General features: G+C 45.3%; 16 protein-coding genes and 1 tRNA gene. 10 read left to right on the top strand and 7 right to left on the bottom strand.

What is annotated here, in order from left to right:
* Positions 1–79: 79 nt before the first annotated feature.
* Positions 80–2,512, bottom strand: coding sequence for an alpha-L-arabinofuranosidase C-terminal domain-containing protein (locus ACFS5N_RS12005; RefSeq protein WP_377185686.1), 2,433 nt, complete (start codon positions 2,510–2,512; stop codon positions 80–82).
* A gap of 512 nt (positions 2,513–3,024) precedes the next feature.
* Between ACFS5N_RS12005 and ACFS5N_RS12000 the strand changes: the two genes are divergently transcribed.
* From ACFS5N_RS12000 to ACFS5N_RS11975, 6 genes are all read left to right on the top strand, one after another.
* The gene (locus ACFS5N_RS12000) at positions 3,025–5,067 is read left to right on the top strand and encodes a glycoside hydrolase family 127 protein (RefSeq protein WP_377185684.1); all 2,043 of its coding nucleotides are present in this window, start codon (positions 3,025–3,027) and stop codon (positions 5,065–5,067) included.
* Positions 5,068–5,243: 176 nt separating this feature from the next.
* On the top strand, positions 5,244–6,107 hold the full coding sequence (locus tag ACFS5N_RS11995) for an AraC family transcriptional regulator (protein ID WP_377185682.1): 864 nt from the start codon (positions 5,244–5,246) through the stop codon (positions 6,105–6,107).
* 228 nt (positions 6,108–6,335) lie between these two features.
* Complete coding sequence (locus ACFS5N_RS11990) at positions 6,336–6,764, top strand: CBS domain-containing protein (protein ID WP_377185680.1); 429 nt, start codon at positions 6,336–6,338, stop codon at positions 6,762–6,764.
* Between the two features lie 178 nt (positions 6,765–6,942).
* A complete protein-coding gene (locus ACFS5N_RS11985) occupies positions 6,943–8,184 on the top strand; it encodes a DEAD/DEAH box helicase (RefSeq protein WP_377186546.1) in 1,242 nt (413 codons plus the stop codon).
* Between the two features lie 2 nt (positions 8,185–8,186).
* Entirely contained in the window at positions 8,187–9,179 is a 993-nt protein-coding gene (locus ACFS5N_RS11980; RefSeq protein WP_377185678.1) for a glycoside hydrolase family 43 protein, read from the top strand.
* A gap of 96 nt (positions 9,180–9,275) precedes the next feature.
* Positions 9,276–9,977, top strand: coding sequence for an alpha/beta family hydrolase (locus ACFS5N_RS11975; protein WP_377185676.1), 702 nt, complete (start codon positions 9,276–9,278; stop codon positions 9,975–9,977).
* Positions 9,978–10,032: 55 nt separating this feature from the next.
* Here ACFS5N_RS11975 and ACFS5N_RS11970 read toward each other — a convergent pair whose 3' ends face one another.
* The 4 genes from ACFS5N_RS11970 to fumC all read right to left on the bottom strand — a co-directional run bounded on the left by ACFS5N_RS11970 (position 10,033) and on the right by fumC (position 13,385).
* Entirely contained in the window at positions 10,033–10,473 is a 441-nt protein-coding gene (locus ACFS5N_RS11970; RefSeq protein ID WP_377185674.1) for a low molecular weight protein-tyrosine-phosphatase, read from the bottom strand.
* Between the two features lie 110 nt (positions 10,474–10,583).
* On the bottom strand, positions 10,584–11,378 hold the full coding sequence (locus ACFS5N_RS11965) for a S1/P1 nuclease (RefSeq protein WP_377185672.1): 795 nt from the start codon (positions 11,376–11,378) through the stop codon (positions 10,584–10,586).
* Between the two features lie 4 nt (positions 11,379–11,382).
* Positions 11,383–11,883: a fumarate hydratase gene (locus tag ACFS5N_RS11960; protein WP_377185670.1), complete on the bottom strand. Its 501-nt coding sequence runs from the start codon at positions 11,881–11,883 to the stop codon at positions 11,383–11,385.
* 104 nt (positions 11,884–11,987) lie between these two features.
* Complete coding sequence (fumC, locus tag ACFS5N_RS11955) at positions 11,988–13,385, bottom strand: class II fumarate hydratase (protein WP_377185668.1); 1,398 nt, start codon at positions 13,383–13,385, stop codon at positions 11,988–11,990.
* Between the two features lie 214 nt (positions 13,386–13,599).
* Between fumC and ACFS5N_RS11950 the strand changes: the two genes are divergently transcribed.
* The 3 genes from ACFS5N_RS11950 to gap all read left to right on the top strand — a co-directional run bounded on the left by ACFS5N_RS11950 (position 13,600) and on the right by gap (position 16,203).
* Entirely contained in the window at positions 13,600–14,001 is a 402-nt protein-coding gene (locus ACFS5N_RS11950) for a hypothetical protein (RefSeq protein ID WP_377185666.1), read from the top strand.
* Positions 14,002–14,066: 65 nt separating this feature from the next.
* Positions 14,067–15,128: a GlxA family transcriptional regulator gene (locus ACFS5N_RS11945; protein WP_377185664.1), complete on the top strand. Its 1,062-nt coding sequence runs from the start codon at positions 14,067–14,069 to the stop codon at positions 15,126–15,128.
* A gap of 97 nt (positions 15,129–15,225) precedes the next feature.
* On the top strand, positions 15,226–16,203 hold the full coding sequence (gene gap / locus ACFS5N_RS11940; RefSeq protein ID WP_377185661.1) for a type I glyceraldehyde-3-phosphate dehydrogenase: 978 nt from the start codon (positions 15,226–15,228) through the stop codon (positions 16,201–16,203).
* Between the two features lie 87 nt (positions 16,204–16,290).
* Here gap and ACFS5N_RS11935 read toward each other — a convergent pair.
* Positions 16,291–16,362 (bottom strand) — tRNA-Cys (locus ACFS5N_RS11935).
* A gap of 220 nt (positions 16,363–16,582) precedes the next feature.
* Between ACFS5N_RS11935 and ACFS5N_RS11930 the strand changes: the two genes are divergently transcribed.
* Entirely contained in the window at positions 16,583–17,761 is a 1,179-nt protein-coding gene (locus tag ACFS5N_RS11930) for a redoxin domain-containing protein (protein WP_377185659.1), read from the top strand.
* Positions 17,762–17,914: 153 nt separating this feature from the next.
* On the opposite strand, the gene ACFS5N_RS11925 is transcribed toward ACFS5N_RS11930, so the two are convergent.
* Positions 17,915–18,517 (bottom strand): peroxiredoxin, encoded by a 603-nt coding sequence (locus ACFS5N_RS11925; RefSeq protein WP_377185657.1) that lies wholly within the window; start codon positions 18,515–18,517, stop codon positions 17,915–17,917.
* Positions 18,518–18,545: the final 28 nt, after the last annotated feature.

Genomic DNA, 18,545 nt, shown 5'->3' with positions numbered 1-18,545 from the left:
GTCTTTTCGGTCGTTTAACACACCCCTGCAGCCGCACGCCCGCCATGCCCCCTCTCAAGAGGAGAATTTGGCCGGCGGTCTATTTTTCAAACCGTAAAATAGTATATGAGTTTGCCGCGAAGGTATATGTCAATGAATTTCCGCTGCACGGGATGATCGTTTCTTTGGTTGATATAGCCGTTGGATGCTCAGGCGTATTTTCCGCCTTTAAATCGCCTTTAAGTGTGTATACTTTAACTTTACCTGCACCTGCGAAGCCCTTCAAATCGACTTTAGTTGTCACTGCTTTGCCTTTAGTATTTACCGCATGCAGCACCAGGGTGTTGCCTTGCTCGTCGCGGGTGGCGGTGACGTCGAGGTCGCCCTCCACATTGGTTTCGACGCGTAATGGTTCGTGGTTTTTAGCAGCCATTTGTGTAGCATAAAACGGAGGCATGCCCCACACTTTCGATGGTGTAAAAAATATCTGACCCTGGTCCCAGCCATTGTCGTTTTGCCCTAGTGCCTGCAGGCCGTTGGCCGCGCATGAGGTGAGCACAAAATCGCCGTGCCGACGCACCGCGTTTAGGGTTGTGGCGTGCCCCAGCGCGCGTTGCAGGTTATGCAGCCCGCCATTCTCTTCAAAAATGGTGACTTTCATTTTAGTGTTCGGGTTCCATTTCAGAAACAGGTCTTTCATATTTTGCAGGTCGTGGTCAACCTTGGTGCCAGCGTCGGCATTGTCGGCATCGGTATGCAGGTCCCAATAGTCGGCGCGGCCGTCAATCGCTTTAAAAACCAGCTCCATGTTATCCAGCGAGCGTGGGCGCCACCAGGCGGCGCAGATGACCTTGATATCCGGATTGTTTTTGTGGATCACGTCGTACAGCAAATTAAAGCGCTCGGCGTAGTGTTGGTAGTCGTTTTTAAGGTCGCCCCAAATTACTTCCTCATTACCCAGCTCAATGTATTTTAAGCGATAAGGCGCCGGGTGACCGGCCTCGGCACGTTTCTTACCCCAAGAGGTATTTACACCGCCGGTAAGGTATTGCAGCATATCGGCAATATCCTCAGGTTTTTCTTCGACATTGATGGCAAAAGCCGGATCATAGCCTGCCGCATTGCAATAGTCTACAAACTCGGCTATACCGAAGCCGTTGCTGGTGTAGGGGTACCAGTGGCCCTCGTATATCGGGCGCTTATCGCGCGGACCAACCATGTTTTTCCATTTATAGTCGGGGGCGTTTACCATGGTACCGCCGTAGCGCACAAAGTTCAGGCCCTCTTCCTGCATTTTATGGGCAATATCGGCACGTAGTGGCTGGCCCTCAAATTGCGAGGCGCCGGTACTCATCAGCGTGGCCTGATCTATAGTCAATTTTCCCTTTTTATCGATAGAAATCGAAAAGCGCGCATGGGGGTCGGTAGCATTAGTAGTCAGCGTAAACGGATATTTTTTCCAGGCCGATGTTATGCCCTTAATTTGCTGTGCAGCACAGGTTTTGGTACCCGCTGCGTTTTGCAGGGCTATGGTAACCGGCCCTTTCAAGCCATTGGCCTTAAAGAATACCGAACCCTGAAATTTCTGACCTTGTTTAATACCAATGCCCCAACGGTTCAATCCTTTGTTAGCAATACCCACTTTGCCGGTGCCGCCAACAAACTCAACCACTTGCGCCTGCTTGCTATTGTAAGGATCATTCCTGTCCAACTCAAAATTAGCTTGCGCCGCTGGACTGACTACCGCATCCCAAACCTGGCTCACCTGCAATACAGGTTTACCTATAAAATCGCTTTTAATGGTCTCGGCGCCTTGCTTGATGGTCACATTTTTAAATGTCGCCCCTAAATGAAACGTACGCAGACCTATCTTACCGGTCAGCAATGGTCTGTCGGTATCAGTGTAAGTGAGCGCCGGACTAGATTCATTATTCAGATAGATGCTGAGCTGACCATCGTAAGCCTCAACCTTTAAATGTGTCCAAGCATCCTCGTCAAAACTAACTTTGGTTTCTTTCAATAATTTGAAATTATGAACGTGTTTACCTAGTACCAAAATTTGCCTGTCCGGGTTTAAGCTTACCTCGTAACCATCAAAATCGTCCAGTCCTTTTTGCTCGTGGCTAACCCGCATAATAAAGCCAGCATTATCGCCACGGCCTGTAAATTTAATATCGGCCTCAATGCTGCCGTTTTTCACAATAGGGTTCTCGCGGATTAGCTTATCACCATCACCGGCTTTTACCTCTATGCCGCCATCGACAGCGGTCCATTGGCCTCCTAATGTTTTCCAACCCTGATAGCTAATTGCGGGTGCAGGCTCCTCAAAACTTTCGCCATACAGGCGTTGATCGTACAAGCCCCCGTATATTTCATGGTTAACATCCTCAATACATGAACCGTACATTTTTGCCGGGATCTTGTTGAGCACTTTAGCGGCATCAACAGTGATTTTTGCCTGCTGTGCAGTTGCAGTTAATGCAAAAAGCGCCAGGCTGGCTGTACTGAGGGCTATACGGGTAAAAGGGTTCATACGTAAAGGTTTTATGTTTGAGGGCTTGTATCAAATATCGCCCAAAAATCTTTTATTGCCTAGCATGATGCTTGAACGCATTTGACCTGTTTTAGGTCGATTTTGACAAATGCGGAGTAATAGTTTAATTAGAAACATTCCATCGCGCGTCATTGCGAGGTACGAAGCAATCTCTGCGCGATAGTTACGCCTTGCACGACCTCTCACTGGTTGAAGTTTAGCGTAGCGTAACTTCGTCCCAACATGGCGCAAGCATACTGCTTGCAATGACTATGCGCCTCGCAAGTTGAAAACTTGCTGCATTTTAGGTCGAAGTTAAAAACTTCGACCAGCGTTGAGTGTAGAGATTGCTTCGTACCTCGCAATGACGAGTTAAAGAAAAATTCATCTAACCAAATCAACTCCGTACAAAAACAGGCCAAAATTGTGCAAAAACAGAATCGGCCAAAGTCGCAACTTAGCGTTGCGTAAAAGCGTATTGAAAAACCATCTGTTTAATAGTAAATCAATAAATGATCTCTATAAAAAAGCCATTAGTAGCGCTAGCCTTAAGTCAGCTGATATTTGCAGCGCAGCAAGGAGTAGCGCAACAGCATACTATAAAGCCTTTAACCCTGCAATCAGTTAAGGTAAATGATTCATTCTGGAGCCCCAAGATCAAGGTTTGGAACACCGTGACAGTATACGACGTGCTGGACAAGCTTGAAGGCAAGTACGAACCCGACCGCCCGGATATCAAGGCCGAGAAAGAAAAGCTAGGCCACACCCGCAATGCCTTTCGCAACTTTGACTTGGTAGCGCAGGGCAAAAGCAATATTAACCAGCATGATGGCCCGCCCTGGTATGACGGACTTGTTTACGAAACCATCCGCGGCGCGGCCGATATCCTGGCTGAATACCCCGACGCCAAACTGGAAAAGAAACTGGATGCCTACATTGACCGCATTGCCGCCGCGCAGGCTGTCGACAAAGATGGCTACCTGAATACTTATACCACCCTTACCCGTCCTAGCGAACGCTGGGGCATGAACGGCGGGCAAGACCGCTGGCAGCACGACGTTTATAATGCAGGTATGCTGGTTGATGCCGGTATACATTACTACAATGCCACCGGTAAAACCAGGTTACTAGCCGTTGGCGTAAAGCTGAGCAATTATATGTTTAAGGTGATGGGCCCGGCGCCTAAAAATAATGTGGTGCCCGGCCACGGCGGACCGGAAGAAATAGAGCTGCGTCTGTACCAGCTGTTTAAAAAACATCCGGAACTAAAAAGCAAGATGGATGTGCCGGTACATGAGCAGGATTATTTGACCCTGGCCAAATTTTGGATTGACGACCGTGGTAACCACGGCAATGCCGACGGCACCTACAAACGCGCCAGCGACGGCGCGTATAACCAGGATGCCATCCCGGTAGTACAACAACAAACCATTGAGGGCCACGCAGTGCGCGCTACTTTGCTGGCCAGTGGCGTTACGGCTACGGCTCTGGAGACTAAGGACCCGGCTTATATTGCCACCGTTAATCGCTATTGGGACAACATGGTGGGCAAGCGCATGTTTATTACCGGCGGCGAGGGCGCTATTGCCGACGACGAGCGTTTTGGCCCGAATTACTTTCTGCCTGAGCATGCTTACCTGGAAACCTGCGCCTCCATAGGTTCAGGCTTTTTTAGTGAGCAGATGAATGAGCTTGAGGCCGACGGTAAATACATGGACGAGTTTGAACGCGTGGCTTATAATAACCTGTTGTCGGGCGTGTCATTAAGCGGCGACCATTATTTTTATGAGAACCCTTTAATAGCTACCGACCATAACCGCTGGGCCTGGCATGATTGCCCTTGCTGCCCGCCTATGATATTGAAAATGGTATCGGCCCTGCCGCAGTATATTTACGGGTATAGTAACGATGGCAATGTTTACGTGAACCTTTTCATCAGCAGCGAAGGCAAGATCAAACTAAGCGGCAGCAACATCACCCTGAAACAAACTACCGCTTACCCTTGGAAAGGCAACAACCGTGTTGAAGTGATTACCGACAAAACAACAACTTTCACGATGAACGTGCGTATTCCGGGCTGGGCTGAAAAGAAAGAGAACCCGTTCGACCTTTACTCATCTGGCGTAAAGGGTAACGTGACACTTAAAGTTAACGGAAAGCTCATCGCACTGAATCAAACTAAAGGCTACGCCACCATAAACCGCACCTGGAAAAAAGGTGATGTGGTTGAGCTGAGCCTGCCGGTACAACCGCGCATAGTTTCGGTTAACGACTCGGTGCAGACCATTAAAGGCAAAATTGCGATTGCCGCCGGCCCCATAGTGTATGGTTTTGAGAATATTGATAACCCGGGCGTGCAGGACTATACCCTGAACCCTCAGGTTAAAATGACAATGAATTACCAACCCGACTTACTCAATGGGGTGAACATAATAACCGGCGAGACGGTGAATAAAGAAGGCAAGCCGGTTAAATTTACCGCGATACCTTTTTACAGCCTGGGTAATCGCAAACCAAGCACCACCTACCAGGTTTGGATGCCGGAGGGGAAGTAGGGGTTTGTTCTCTCTTTTGTCATCCTGAGCAAAGCGAAGGATCTTATATAAGCGATTAATGCGTGGCGTATAAGATTCTTCGCTTTACTCAGAATGACAACATTGTTTATTCCCCTTCCCATTATCCCCAAAAAATCACTAGCTTTAATCCGCATCCGTAATACGGCGCCGCAGCTATGAGAATTTTTCGCGAAAATATTGTAAGTCCCGACAACCTGTTTGTTGTGAAGGAGGAGCAATTTAAGTATAACGATTTTCCGTTCCATGTTCACCCAGAGTTTGAGATCATTCTGATTCTGGAAGGCTCGGGCCAGCGCATGGTGGGCGACAGCGTGACAGAATTCAGCGGCCCCGATCTGTGTATGTTCGGTGCCGACCTGCCCCATACTTTTTATACACGCGGACTGAGTAAAGATGAATCTATCAAGCAGATCGTCATCCAGTTTCATGAAAACTTTTTGGGCCCCGGCTTTTTTGACCGCAAGCATTTTAAGCAGATCAAGGATTTGCTTCAACGCTCATCGCAAGGTATAGTATTTGATGAGATGACGACAGCTGTAATAGCTCAGAAAATGCGCTCACTGGTTACCAAAAACCCCACCGAAACGGTGATTGGTTTACTCGACATCCTGAATATTTTATCTGTTGCTACTGGTTATTCGCTGCTTTCAAGCCCGGGCTTTTTGCATGGTTTGAATATGGAAGAATCAACGCGTATGAGTAAGGTATATGATTATATACTGGATAATTTTAGGCGCGATATCTCTTTGGATGAAGTGGCTTCAATAGCGTACCTGTCACCTTCGGCTTTTTGCCGGTATTTCAAAAAGTTTACCCGTAAAACACTGTCAGCGTTTTTAACCGACCTGCGTATTGGCTATGCCTGCAAACTGCTACAGCATAACAACCTGGGTATATCGCAGGTGAGCATGGATGCCGGTTTTAATAACGTATCGTACTTTAACCGGAAGTTCAAGGCTGTTAAGGGGCAGACGCCCATGGAGTATCAAAGACAGTTTTTGATTAAGCGGGCTAATTAATTTCTTTCCCAATCCCATTTATTGAGTTGTCATTCTGAGCAAAGCGAAGAATCTTATACGAGTTGCTAGTCGCTCATACAAGATTCTTCGCTTTGCTCAGAATGGCAAGACGGTTATATCCACACCCATAATTCACAAATGTTAATATAAATGCCTCATATCGAGGATTTTTTCATTTCTGAATGATTATATTTGATATAATCCGTTCACACTCAACCCTAAATTATTATGCGAAAAGTTTCAGATATGCTTGCCCGCAAAGGAGCCAATGTTGTTACTGTTGATGCCGCTACTTTAGTTTTAGACGCCTTAAGAATCATGGCCGACCGCAATATCGGCTCGATCGTGGTGACCGAAAATGACGCTTACGCCGGTATACTTACTGAAAGAGATTATGCCCGTAAGGTAATTCTTGAAGGGCGTTCGTCTGACCATACAACGGTTGGCGAGATTATGAGTACGAGTTTACCCAGGCTGCTGCCCGACAACACTGTTGATCATTGCATGCAGGTGATGAGTGAAGGGAAGATACGCTATTTGCCGGTATTTAATTATAATGAACTGGTTGGTATTATTTCCATGAGCGATGTGGTTACCGAAACCATCCTTTCGCATGTAGATACCATTGAGCAATTGAAGAGTTATATACAGTCGTAGCGTATTCGTTCACCTATTTGTCATCCCGACCAGCGGGAGAGATCTATACATATTCTTAGCATTTTAAGTACGAACTTATATATAGTTTTCCCGCTATCGCTCGAAAATGACAAGGTGGTTATTTGTGTGTTTTAACTAACACAACAATTTGCGTATCTTGTTCCGCAAATACACAGCATTGACATTTAACGATTTTAACTTTAACGACGAGCTAAGCGAAGGCATTTCAAGCATGGGGTATAGCACCCCGACACCCATACAGGGCATGGCCATCCCGCTTATTTTACAGGGGAAGGACCTGATAGCCTGCGCACAAACCGGCACTGGCAAAACCGCCGCCTTTTTACTGCCGATACTGGAAAAAGTGGGGCGCTCAGAAAAAAAACATACCAGCACCTTAATACTTACTCCAACCCGTGAGCTGGCACAACAGATCGACCAGCAGGTTGAAGGGTTGGCTTATTTTACCGGCATCAGCTCAATAGCCGTATTTGGCGGTGGCGACGGGCACGTTTATGAACAGCAGCGCCGTGGGATACAGAATAACGTCAACATCATCATAGCCACGCCGGGGCGTTTAATTGCCCATTTGACGTCGGGGGTATTAAAACTTAATCAGGTAGATTACCTGATACTTGACGAAGCCGACCGTATGCTTGACATGGGTTTTTATGACGACATTATGCGCATTGTGAGCTATCTGCCTAAAGAACGTCAAACCCTGCTTTTCTCAGCTACCATGCCGCCACGTATCCGTACGATGGCTAACAAAGTTTTGCATAATCCGGAGCAGATTAACATCGCCATATCAAAACCTGCCGAAGGGATAGACCAGCAAGTATATCGCCTGCATGATGCGCAAAAGACACCGCTGTTGCAGCATTTATTGAAAGATGGCAATTTTTTAAGTACTATCATTTTTGCCTCGCGCAAGGAAATTGTTAAATCGCTTTATAAGGAGTTAAAAGCCATCGGGCTGAAGACCGAGGCCTTCCACTCTGATCTGGAGCAACGGGAGCGCGAAGAGATTTTGCTTCGCTTTAAAAATAAACAGCTGCCTATTATTATTGGTACTGATGCTCTATCGCGTGGTATTGATGTGGAAGGGATTGACCTGGTGATTAATTATGATGTGCCTGCCGACGCTGAGGACTATGTGCACCGTATTGGCCGTACCGCCAGGGCTGCTACCACGGGCACTGCAATCACTTTTGTTAATCATCGCGATGAGCGAAGGATCAAAAATATTGAGTCTTTGATAGAGCGCAAGATAGCCCAGCACCCATTGCCTGAGCATTTGCTGAGCATTACCGAAGTAAAACACGAGAAGAAACCGGAGCAAAGACGCGACAACCATACCCGCAATAAAAAACGCGTCTGGAAAAAGAAAAAACCAACCAATAATAACAATAGCCAATAAATATGAGTATTAGTAAAACCTTAAAATTAGCAGCTGCTTTGGTGGCGCTGTCGGCAGGTGCGACCCTCGCGCAGAACGCTGCTAAGGTAACCTCAGGCAACCCGATTTTTCCGGGGTGGTATGCCGATCCTGAAGCAAAGATCTTTGGTAAAACTTATTGGGTTTACCCAACCTACTCGGCCAGGTATGAAGATCAGGTTTATTTGGATGCCTTTTCGTCAACAGATTTAGTGCATTGGACCAAACACCCCCATGTGGTAGATACTGCTGCGGTTAAATGGGCGCATAAAGCTATGTGGGCGCCTGCTGTTACTGAAAAGGATGGCAAATATTACATCTTCTTCGGCGCCAATGATATCCAGAACAACCAGGAGGTTGGCGGTATTGGCATTGCTGTTGCAAAAAAACCCGAAGGTCCTTTTAAAGATTATTTAGGTAAGCCGCTTATCGGCCAGTTTGTTAATGGGGCACAGCCTATTGATCAGTTTGTTTTTAAAGATGACGACGGCCAGTACTACATTGTTTACGGCGGCTGGCGCCATTGTAATATCGCCAAGTTAAACAAAGACTTTACAGGTGTTGAGCCTTTTGCCGACGGCGAAACCTATAAATCTATCACCCCGAAAGATTACGTTGAAGGCCCTGTAATGTTTAAACGTAAGGGCAAGTATTATTTGATGTGGAGCGAAGGCGGCTGGACAGGCCCTAATTATCGCGTGGCTTATGCCATAGGCGACTCGCCGACTGGCCCGTTTGAGCGAATAGATGTAATTTTAAAACAAGACCCGACTATTGCAACAGGTGCGGGCCACCACTCGGTGATCAATATCCCTAAAACTGACGAATGGTATATTGTTTATCACCGCCGGCCCTTAGGCGATCATGACGGTAACCATCGCGTTACTTGTATTGATAAAATGTATTTCGACGAGAACGGTCATATCCTGCCGGTTAAGATTACCAATGAAGGTGTGGCATCAAGGAAGATAAAATAGGGTGTTGGTATAAAAACAGCGACCAAAAAGCTTCTGTTGTATTTGTCCAAAAACTAAACGATGGAGATAATCTTTATCGCTTAGTCCTTTTATCTGATGAGGAAACCTAATACCAAAAATATTTTACTTGTAGTACAGCGCGATAACTTTAAAAAAGATATACCTTTTTTAAGTGGGCTCACTGATGAGTTTAAACGTTTGGGGTATGAAATACATTTGCATAAACCTGTTGCGCTGGGCTTGAGATCAATGCTTGATTCAAAGGGTAGATTTTATAAACTTCCGTTCCCGCTTAGGTTTCTATGTAAAACGTTTGTTTTTATAACCAAGCCTTCGCTATGGAAGCGTTGTTTTAAACGCCAATGGAGCGAAAGTCTACTTATTGCAGACAGATGCCGGCGACTTAAAAAGCACATTTCACGCTTTGGCAGCAATGTCAATCTGATAGTGCTGGCCAGATCGGCCGGCGCCCGAGTTAGTTCGCTTATTGCTAACGAAACCAATATAAATAAATTGATATGCCTCGGTTACCCTTTTAAACATCCAGAAAAGCCGGCCGAGATTGAAAGGTATCAACACTTGCCTTTTATAAAAGTGCCATTTTTGATAATACAGGGTACTGACGATGTTTACGGGGGAAGTGAAATAGAATCACTATATCATTTTGCGCCAAATACTTCAATTAAATTTATTGAAGCTTCGCATGAGTTTAAAATCACCCGCGACCAATTAAGTATTGTGCTGTATTATATTAACGACTTTATTTCGGTCGAAAAAATGGAGTCTGTTTATCCTTAATATTTACCAATTGACCAGGTGACTTACCCCTGAATGATGAAGTATAGCGAGAACACTACTTATTTTTTTGCTTTTCAATAAAAGCCTTACATCCATCCTCAATCAATTTAAATACCGGCTCGAACTGGCTATCATCATGGTACGGATCGGGCACAATCCTATCGCCCAACAGCAGGTTAACTTTATTCCGCTCATGTACATTGCGGGCCATTGCCAGCACGTTGCTTAAATTGCTCTTATCCATCACCAGGATATGGTCAAACTCATAAAAGTCTGTCTGCCTAAACAGGCGGCATACCTGTTTGCTGATATCAATGCCGTATTTATGCGCAACGCGTACCGAACGGCGATCTGGGCCTTCGCCTATGTGCCAGTTGCCGGTACCCGCCGAATCAATCTTCCAGTTTAAACCTTTTTTATCGGCCAGTTGCTGCATTATTCCCTCGGCCAGTGGCGAGCGGCAAATGTTGCCCAGGCAAACCATTAGTATTTTCATGGATGTAAGTTGATTGGGTTGAATGGCTGATTAAGTGAATGGTTTATTGAGTAACAAATAGCGGTTTATTGACCACTCACCCAATCAACTCAACCAACCATTCACCTATATTACCCAAATATCTCATTCAACAAGCCCGCTAAACGGATACCACCTTTAAGTAATTGCTCGTTCAAGATGTCAATATGGGTGAAATTATATTTGTAGTTCAGTGTGTCGCCTGGCTTTATTTCAGTATAGAACTGTTCAGCCAGTGTAGCCGACTCAAATACCCATTTGCTTACCGGCGCAGCTTGCCAGGCTTTAATTTGAGCAGTTGTTGGGTGGTCAATCGCTTTTACATATTCGGTATAGCTTAGTTCCTGAAAGTTGATCAGCTCAGTATCCCAAATCGAATGCAGGTTAGTTGGCTTGCTGAACCAGTTTACTTTAAAATCATTACCGCCTTTGTCGCTGGCATGTGCAGTATGCATTGGCTGGTGAATATCTTCAGTAATATGAATGAGCATGCGCAGGTACAGCAGCTTATTTTCTTTAGTGGTCGATGGCTTTTTTAGCTCCGCGATCAAAAACTCCAGCTTATTATAAGCATTTGGTTCGGTGTCGTGATTCAGGTACTCCGTCATCTCGGGGTAGCTCATCGGGCGCTCAAAATCAACAAAATGCCAGTTATACAGATAATTGTAAGCCGGGTCTGACTTGATGAAATCGGCCCAGTTGCTGGCCATAGCAATTGACTCAGTGCCCAGTATAGCTTTTACTGCGGCCAAAGCTTTTGGTGTTAAATGGTTTTCAGCAATCTGGCCAGAAATGCGGTGGCCATTAGTGCCCCAGGCCATGCTTTGCAGCGGTGCGTAAATAACTGCCACAGCGAGAGCTAATTTTTTTACAAAGTTAAATTTCATATAGCTATAATGGTTTGGGCGTGCAAGACGTCCGTTTAATTAAATGTAAATTAATAGGTATAACGTTTGATGTGCTTAAAAATTGAACTACTGAATCAGTTTTTTTACTCACTTTAAAAAACTCCTCGTACGGGCCCGAGCGGAAACAGCCTTTCTGTGGCTTCAAACTATAATCGGCATTACAAAAGTTACCGCGAATATGCAGCGTATCGTTACGCTGGCTGTAGGTACCCCGAATATACTCTTGCCAGTGCCCGCTAAGCATACAGCTGTCCATGCCTGCATTCACCTTACTATATTCGCTCAGCTCCATATAAACCGAGTCGCACGTAATTTTAAACCGATACAGCGAGTAACTGAGCAATTGCTTTTGTTTAGGCACACTGTCTTGTTTCCATTCGCCCTGCAAGTAAGATTCACCCCTACCCTGCAGGTTGGGGTTGGGCGAACAAGCGGCGGCTAATAAGTAAAAAATAAAAATTAAAAAGGCAAAATGCTTTTGCATTATCTAAACGATATTGTCATTCTGAGCATAGCGAAGAATCTTATACACTTTACTATATCGCTTATATAAGATTCTTCGCTATGCTCAGAATGACAAAGGGTTAATTATTTCAAACTACCAATCATATCTTCTGGCCGTACCCATTCGTCAAACTGCTCGTTGGTCAGATATCCCAGACTGATAGCCGCTTCGCGTAGCGACGAGCCGTTTTGCAGTGCGGTTTTAGCAATTTTGGCGGCTTTCTCGTAGCCAATGTGGGGGTTCAACGAGGTAACCAGCATCAGCGAATTCTCCAGGTGCTTTTTAATGCCCTCGTAGTTTGGCTCGATGCCTTTAGCGCAATGATCATTGAATGATACACAGGCATCGCCAATTAAGCGTGCCGACTGCAGAAAGTTTGCCGCCATAACCGGTTTAAAAACGTTCAGCTCGTAATGGCCGTTTGAGCCACCTATAGATATCGTCACATCGTTACCCATAACCTGCGCAGCCACCATGGTGACAGCCTCGTTTTGGGTTGGATTAACCTTACCTGGCATGATAGACGATCCGGGCTCATTATCCGGAATATGGATCTCGCCGATACCTGAACGCGGACCAGATGCCAGCATGCGGATATCGTTAGCAATTTTCATCAAAGAAACCGCTATCTGTTTCAGCGCGCCGTGCGACTCCACAATAGCATCGTGCGCAGCCAGGGCCTCAAATTTATTTTCGGCGGTGATAAACGGCAGCCCGGTAAATTTGGCTATGTATTCGGCAACCTTCACATCATACCCTTTTGGCGTGTTAATACCTGTACCTACAGCAGTACCACCCAAAGCCAGTTCAGAAAGGTGTGCCAATGTATTTCTTAAGGCTTTCAAGCCATGATCTAACTGTGATACATAACCAGAAAACTCCTGCCCTAAGGTTAACGGTGTAGCATCCATCAGGTGGGTGCGGCCTATTTTCACCACGCCTTTGAAAGCTTCGCTTTTTGCTTTCAGCGTGTCTCGCAGTTTTTCAACACCAGGAATGGTTACCTCAACCACCATTTTGTAAGCAGCAATGTGCATGGCAGTAGGGTAAGTATCGTTTGATGACTGCGATTTGTTAACGTCATCATTCGGGTGGATAAAGGTTTTGCCTTCGCCCAATTTATTACCGGCAATAACGTGTGCCCGGTTTGCCACCACCTCGTTAACGTTCATGTTTGATTGCGTGCCTGAGCCCGTTTGCCAGATCACCAGCGGAAACTCTGCGGCCAGTTCGCCAGCTAATATTTCGTCACACACCTGTGCTATCAAATCGCGTTTTTCGGCAGGTAAAACACCCAGGTCAGTATTGGTAAAAGCCGCAGCTTTTTTCAGATAAGCAAAGGCAGCAATGATCTCTTTGGGCATCGATGCCTCCGGACCAATTTTGAAGTTATTACGAGAGCGCTCGGTTTGTGCGCCCCAATATTTTTCGGCAGGTACCTGTACCTCGCCCATGGTATCGTGTTCGATTCTGAAACTCATGCTAATGCAGTATAATTTTAAGCCGCAAAGGTAGGGCTAAAACAAGTGCGATGCAGAATAATATTTAAAAAGTTACCAGCGATTAAGTGAATAACCAGCGCTGAATTGAATAATGAATTATGGAACACTTTCCATAAGTAAATCCAGAACCCTGTTATTAATGGCAACCACTGTAACAAACGCATCGTAATAAATGTCTAATCGTATTTATTAAATGAAAAAGCTGTTTATCCTCTCTATCACAACGCTTGCTATTGCAGGCAGTATCACCTCATGCAAAAAAGAAGGCGCACCCTCTAAATCATTAGACGCACGCACTGTAAAATTCAAACTTTATACCGACAAGGATTTTTCAGGCGACGAGCACAACATTACCTTTTCTATATTCATTAAAGACGGCAGCACGCATCTGTTTGATTCGACCTACGCCACGATGAAGATTAAGGATATCCCGAAGGCAGCTAATGCCATTATTACTCAAAAAACAATTCATGCCAGTAATAACACTTTGACCGTCGGCTTTATTTATGAGATACAAGGCATTGGCGTTTCGTGGCACCTTGATACACTTACCGCGGGCCAGAAAAGTAAAGTGGTCGATTACAATTTCCAATAGCATATGGCCCAAATTGTATAATTTATGTCCTTTGCGACAAGTTAGCATATTGCTAACTTTGATATATGAATCAGGATGTTGAACATCAGGACAATGGTAAAAAGCAGGTGGTCATTGTAGCCATGAGCGGCCAGATGTTGCTCAATTTTGCCGGCCCGGCTGATGTATTTACTACCGCAGGAAATATCCTTCAAAGTTTTGGTATTACCGACGGTTACGATGTGATGATCGTCTCGCCAACTTCTACAAAAAAGGTGGATACAAATATCGGTATCACCATAAATTGCCGGTTGTCTGTAACTGATATAAGCGGCCCTATTGATACATTGATCATCGCCGGGAATGATTTAAGGGAAGAAAGTCAACCTGCACTTGCTACATTTTATGATTGGTTAGTTACCCGAACCGAACATAATACCCGCCGCATTGCCTCAATTTGTGGAGGAGCCTTCGCGCTGGCGAAAGCCGGGATTTTAGATGGCCGCAGCGCAACTACCCATTGGGAGCGAAGTGAGAAACTGAGCAAAGCTTATCCGGCGGTGAAGGTTAATACCAATCCTTTTTTTACAAACGACGGGCATGTATATACATCGGCTGGTGTGTCGTCAGGCATAGATCTGGCTTTGGCCATGGTTGAAGAAGATTATACGAAAGACATCGCCATCCGGGTGGCCCGTAAACTGGTGTTTTATTTGAGCCGGCCGGGTTTTCAATCACAGTTTGGCGCCCTGCTGCCGTCTTATGAAAACGAGCACATCGGCCAGAAAACACAAAACTGGCTCAATGAGCATTTGCATGAAAAGTTGGATGTAGACCAGATAGCCGACCATATGAATATGAGTAAGCGCAATTTTACCCGTGTGTTTCATAAACAAACCGGTATGCCGCCTGCTAAGTTTGTAGAGAAGCTAAGGGTTGAAGCTGCGCGGAAACTTTTGGAAGATACCGATACACCTATTGAGCGCATAGCAGAGCAATGCGGTTTGGGTGGCCTGGTAACTATGCGCCGGATATTTTTACGCCACTTTATGACCACCCCTTCTGATTATCGCCGGGCTTTCAGAACCTCCCTCAAAGCAGCCGGTATGAACGAGTTGCTGGCGCCGAAACTGGCTAACACAGCCTAGCATTTTTTGATCAGTACGGAGCAAAACACCCGGTAAAGCCCCTGGTGTTAAGGATAGTCTATGTCTAAAAAATTAATAACCTATAAATTTTAACAATATGAAAATTGCAATTAATGGATTTGGCCGCATAGGTAGAATGACACTGCGCGCCTTACAAAATAAACCAAACGTAGAGGTGGTAGCCATCAACGACCTTACCGATATCCATACCCTGGTACACCTGCTTAAATACGACACCGCGCATAGTCGCTTCCCCGGTGAAGTATCTGCCGAAGGCGATAACATCATTGTAAACGGCAAAAGTATTAAACTCATCAGCGAAAGGGACCCTGAAAAACTGCCATGGGCAGCGTTAGGTGTTGAGCGTGTTATCGAATCGACAGGAAGGTTTACCGATAAAAATGCAGCCGAAGCACATTTACGGGCAGGGGCCCAAAAAGTATTGATCACGGCCCCGGCAACTGGCGGTGTAAAAACCATAGTTCATGGTGTAAACAATGAGCTTGTGGGCGCCGAACATATCTATTCGACTGCTTCATGTACCACCGGCAGCATTGCCCCGGTTTTGCAGGTACTGGACAAGGAGTATGGTATTGAATCGGGCTATATGGTTACCGTCCACGCCTTTACAGCCGACCAGAATTTGCAGGACGCCCCGCACCGCGACCTGCGCAGAGCGCGTGCTGCGGCTTATAACATTATTCCAACAACAACCGGCGCAGCCAAAGCAATAGGCGATGTATTGCCAAATTTAAAAGGTAAACTGGACGGCTACTCATACCGGGTTCCGGTTATAGATGGCTCTATTGTTGATCTTTCCATCAACCTGCAAAAAGAGGTATCCGCGACAGATATTAACTCAGTACTTAAAAAGTATGCTGCGGGCGCATTAAAAGGCGTGATGGAATATACTGAAGAGCCGTTAGTGTCGTCAGATATTTTGGGAAACACGCACTCGTCTATTGTTGATGGCAGTATGACCAAAGCCATTGGAAAAATGGTGAAAGTTGTGGCGTGGTATGATAATGAGGTAGGTATATCAAACCGTATCTCCGAATTGATATCAGAACTATAATAAAAGCGAAGCCCCTGATGGGCAGGGGCTCGCTAACCAATTATAAACCTAATTATGAGAGATGAGAAGTTCTAAGCATTAAGCCAGAGGTGTGAGAACGGATTCGAACCGTTGTATAAAGTTTTGCAGACTCTTGCCTCGCCACTCGGCCACTCCACCTGGTATTATATCCTATTACGTTAACCAAAACGTCATGATTAAAAATGATGCTTTTGCTTTCGTTTTTCCTTTGTGACGAAGCAAAAGTAAACAGGAAAAGTATAATTTCAAAATAAATCTATAAATTCTATAGATTTAATAGTTAATAAATATTTTTGCTGACAATGACCAGGTAAATTGCTATATTTACTTTCCTGTCACGTGATAATAATTGGCACTTATGAAAAGATACATCTTTACTGCCCTGTTGTTGGCCCCCGCCTTATTAAAGGCTCAAACGCTCAACTATATTATAAAGGGCAACGTTGCAAACGTAAATACTGCGGCAAAGGCTTTCCTGGTTTATCGTACAGATAAAGGCAACACCATTGACTCTGCTATGGTGCAGGGTGGTAAGTTTGAATTCAAAGGTTCTGTTGCTGACCCAACGAAAGCGACACTTTATCTGGCTCATAACGGCGAGTCGCTTAAAACTATCAGGAAACCCGATCAGCTGATGGTATACCTGGAGGAGGCAACAATAGATGTCAAGGCGAGTGATTCTGTTAAAAATGCAACAGTAACCGGTTCAGCGCTTAACAAAGCTAATCAGGAACTGGAAGCTACCGAGCGCCCATTTAATGATAAGATAAGGGCCATAGAGGCCGCATACATGGCGTTGCCCAAAGAGCAACGCACCGAGCAGGCCATGAACGACCTGGAAAAAAAAGAGAACAGCATTGAAGTTGAGCAAAAAGTTGCCTTAGCCAAATTCATCAAAAACCATCCTAACACTTTATTAAGCCTGGACGCTTTGGGTACTTATGGCGGTTATTTCCCTGAAGCCAGCCAGATTGGCCCCATGTTTAATTCTTTAAGCTCAAAGGTAAAAAACAGCAAGGCAGGTAAAGCGTACAACAAGTTGTTAAACAGCTGGAAATTGACAGCTTTGGGTGCAACTGCCCCCCAATTCAGCCAAAACGACAAGGACGGGAATGCTGTTAGCCTAGCTTCATTTAAAGGAAAATATGTATTGATTGATTTTTGGGCATCATGGTGCGGGCCCTGCCGCAGAGAAAATCCCAATGTAGTAAAAGCTTTTAACCGCTTTAAAGGTCAAAACTTCACCATTCTGGGAGTATCACTGGATAGCAAACGCGAAAACTGGCTAAAGGCTGTGGCAGACGACCATTTAGATTGGACACAGGTATCAGACCTTCAGTATTGGAAAAATGCAGTAGCTGCTCAGTACGGTGTACGTGCTATACCGCAAAATTTCTTGCTTGATCCAAATGGTAAAATCATTGCAAAAAATCTGTCGGGCGAGGCACTATCAGCTAAACTGGCCGAATTATTTCCAAATGTTGCCAATGTGAGTGGTGCAGAAAAAAAGGGCGGTCAAGCAGCCGGCGACAGGTAAAGAACTTCGGTACGCACCACAATATTAATAATTATACATTTTGTTGGGATATGGCCGCCTTACTATAAATGATGGTAAAAAGTGCTATAGAGCCGGATACAAATCTGCTAAACGGTGTACGTGCGCAACTCAAGTTGCATCCGGCTGTATAAATTATGCACCTTTAATAATTGCCAGTGCTTTTTCGACGTGGTCGGTAGGCGAAATGTGATCGGTTGCTGAAGAAAAAACCGCAGTGATTTTGCCGTCTTTTCCAATAACATAAGTAGTGCGGGGGATAAAACCATGGTTAAGTTCCATGCCGCGTACATCCTTCATTCCAAGCTTTGGGGGCGACATTATAAGGCCATAACTTTCGGCTATTTTCCCGGCCGCGTCTGATGCTACCGCAAACTTACCTGCACAATAATTCGGATCGGCAGAAAATGTATTCAGTCGCTGAATATCGTCGCCGGATACCCCGATAATCGTAGCGCCGGCAGCGGTAAATTTATCTTTTTGCTCGGCAAAAGCATGTGCCTCAGCATCGCATCCACCGGTGTAAGCCGAAGGGTAGAAATAAACTACGACGGGCCCTTTAGCCAATGCATTTTTTAAAGAAAATTTAAATTCGCTGCCGGCCAAACTGGCTTGTGCGCTAAATACCGGCGCTACATCTCCTTTTGACAGCATCTTAGACTGGGCAAAGCCGGGACGACCCGCCAGCACCGAAAAACCAAAAATTAAAAACGACAGGCAATGATATTTCTTTAACATAATGAGATTGTTTTGATTTAAAAACGTG

Source organism: Mucilaginibacter ximonensis, from assembly GCF_042686265.1.
In the GTDB taxonomy this organism is placed as follows: Bacteria; Bacteroidota; Bacteroidia; order Sphingobacteriales; family Sphingobacteriaceae; genus Mucilaginibacter; species Mucilaginibacter ximonensis.
Note: the sequence above shows the minus strand (reverse complement) of the source record. Positions and strands in the feature narration are given on the sequence as shown.

What these genes read in the sequence shown, in the direction of transcription:
- ACFS5N_RS11975 (WP_377185676.1), top strand. Translation starts at nt 9,276, where the DNA reads ATGAGGAAACCTAATACCAAAAATATTTTACTTGTAGTACAGCGCGAT.
- ACFS5N_RS11965 (WP_377185672.1), bottom strand. Translation starts at nt 11,378, where the DNA reads ATGAAATTTAACTTTGTAAAAAAATTAGCTCTCGCTGTGGCAGTTATT.
- ACFS5N_RS11950 (WP_377185666.1), top strand. Translation starts at nt 13,600, where the DNA reads ATGAAAAAGCTGTTTATCCTCTCTATCACAACGCTTGCTATTGCAGGC.
- ACFS5N_RS11945 (WP_377185664.1), top strand. Translation starts at nt 14,067, where the DNA reads ATGAATCAGGATGTTGAACATCAGGACAATGGTAAAAAGCAGGTGGTC.
- ACFS5N_RS11995 (WP_377185682.1), top strand. Translation starts at nt 5,244, where the DNA reads ATGAGAATTTTTCGCGAAAATATTGTAAGTCCCGACAACCTGTTTGTT.
- fumC (WP_377185668.1), bottom strand. Translation starts at nt 13,385, where the DNA reads ATGAGTTTCAGAATCGAACACGATACCATGGGCGAGGTACAGGTACCT.
- gap (WP_377185661.1), top strand. Translation starts at nt 15,226, where the DNA reads ATGAAAATTGCAATTAATGGATTTGGCCGCATAGGTAGAATGACACTG.
- ACFS5N_RS11930 (WP_377185659.1), top strand. Translation starts at nt 16,583, where the DNA reads ATGAAAAGATACATCTTTACTGCCCTGTTGTTGGCCCCCGCCTTATTA.
- ACFS5N_RS11990 (WP_377185680.1), top strand. Translation starts at nt 6,336, where the DNA reads ATGCGAAAAGTTTCAGATATGCTTGCCCGCAAAGGAGCCAATGTTGTT.
- ACFS5N_RS12005 (WP_377185686.1), bottom strand. Translation starts at nt 2,512, where the DNA reads ATGAACCCTTTTACCCGTATAGCCCTCAGTACAGCCAGCCTGGCGCTT.
- ACFS5N_RS11970 (WP_377185674.1), bottom strand. Translation starts at nt 10,473, where the DNA reads ATGAAAATACTAATGGTTTGCCTGGGCAACATTTGCCGCTCGCCACTG.
- ACFS5N_RS11980 (WP_377185678.1), top strand. Translation starts at nt 8,187, where the DNA reads ATGAGTATTAGTAAAACCTTAAAATTAGCAGCTGCTTTGGTGGCGCTG.
- ACFS5N_RS11925 (WP_377185657.1), bottom strand. Translation starts at nt 18,517, where the DNA reads ATGTTAAAGAAATATCATTGCCTGTCGTTTTTAATTTTTGGTTTTTCG.
- ACFS5N_RS11960 (WP_377185670.1), bottom strand. Translation starts at nt 11,883, where the DNA reads ATGCAAAAGCATTTTGCCTTTTTAATTTTTATTTTTTACTTATTAGCC.
- ACFS5N_RS12000 (WP_377185684.1), top strand. Translation starts at nt 3,025, where the DNA reads ATGATCTCTATAAAAAAGCCATTAGTAGCGCTAGCCTTAAGTCAGCTG.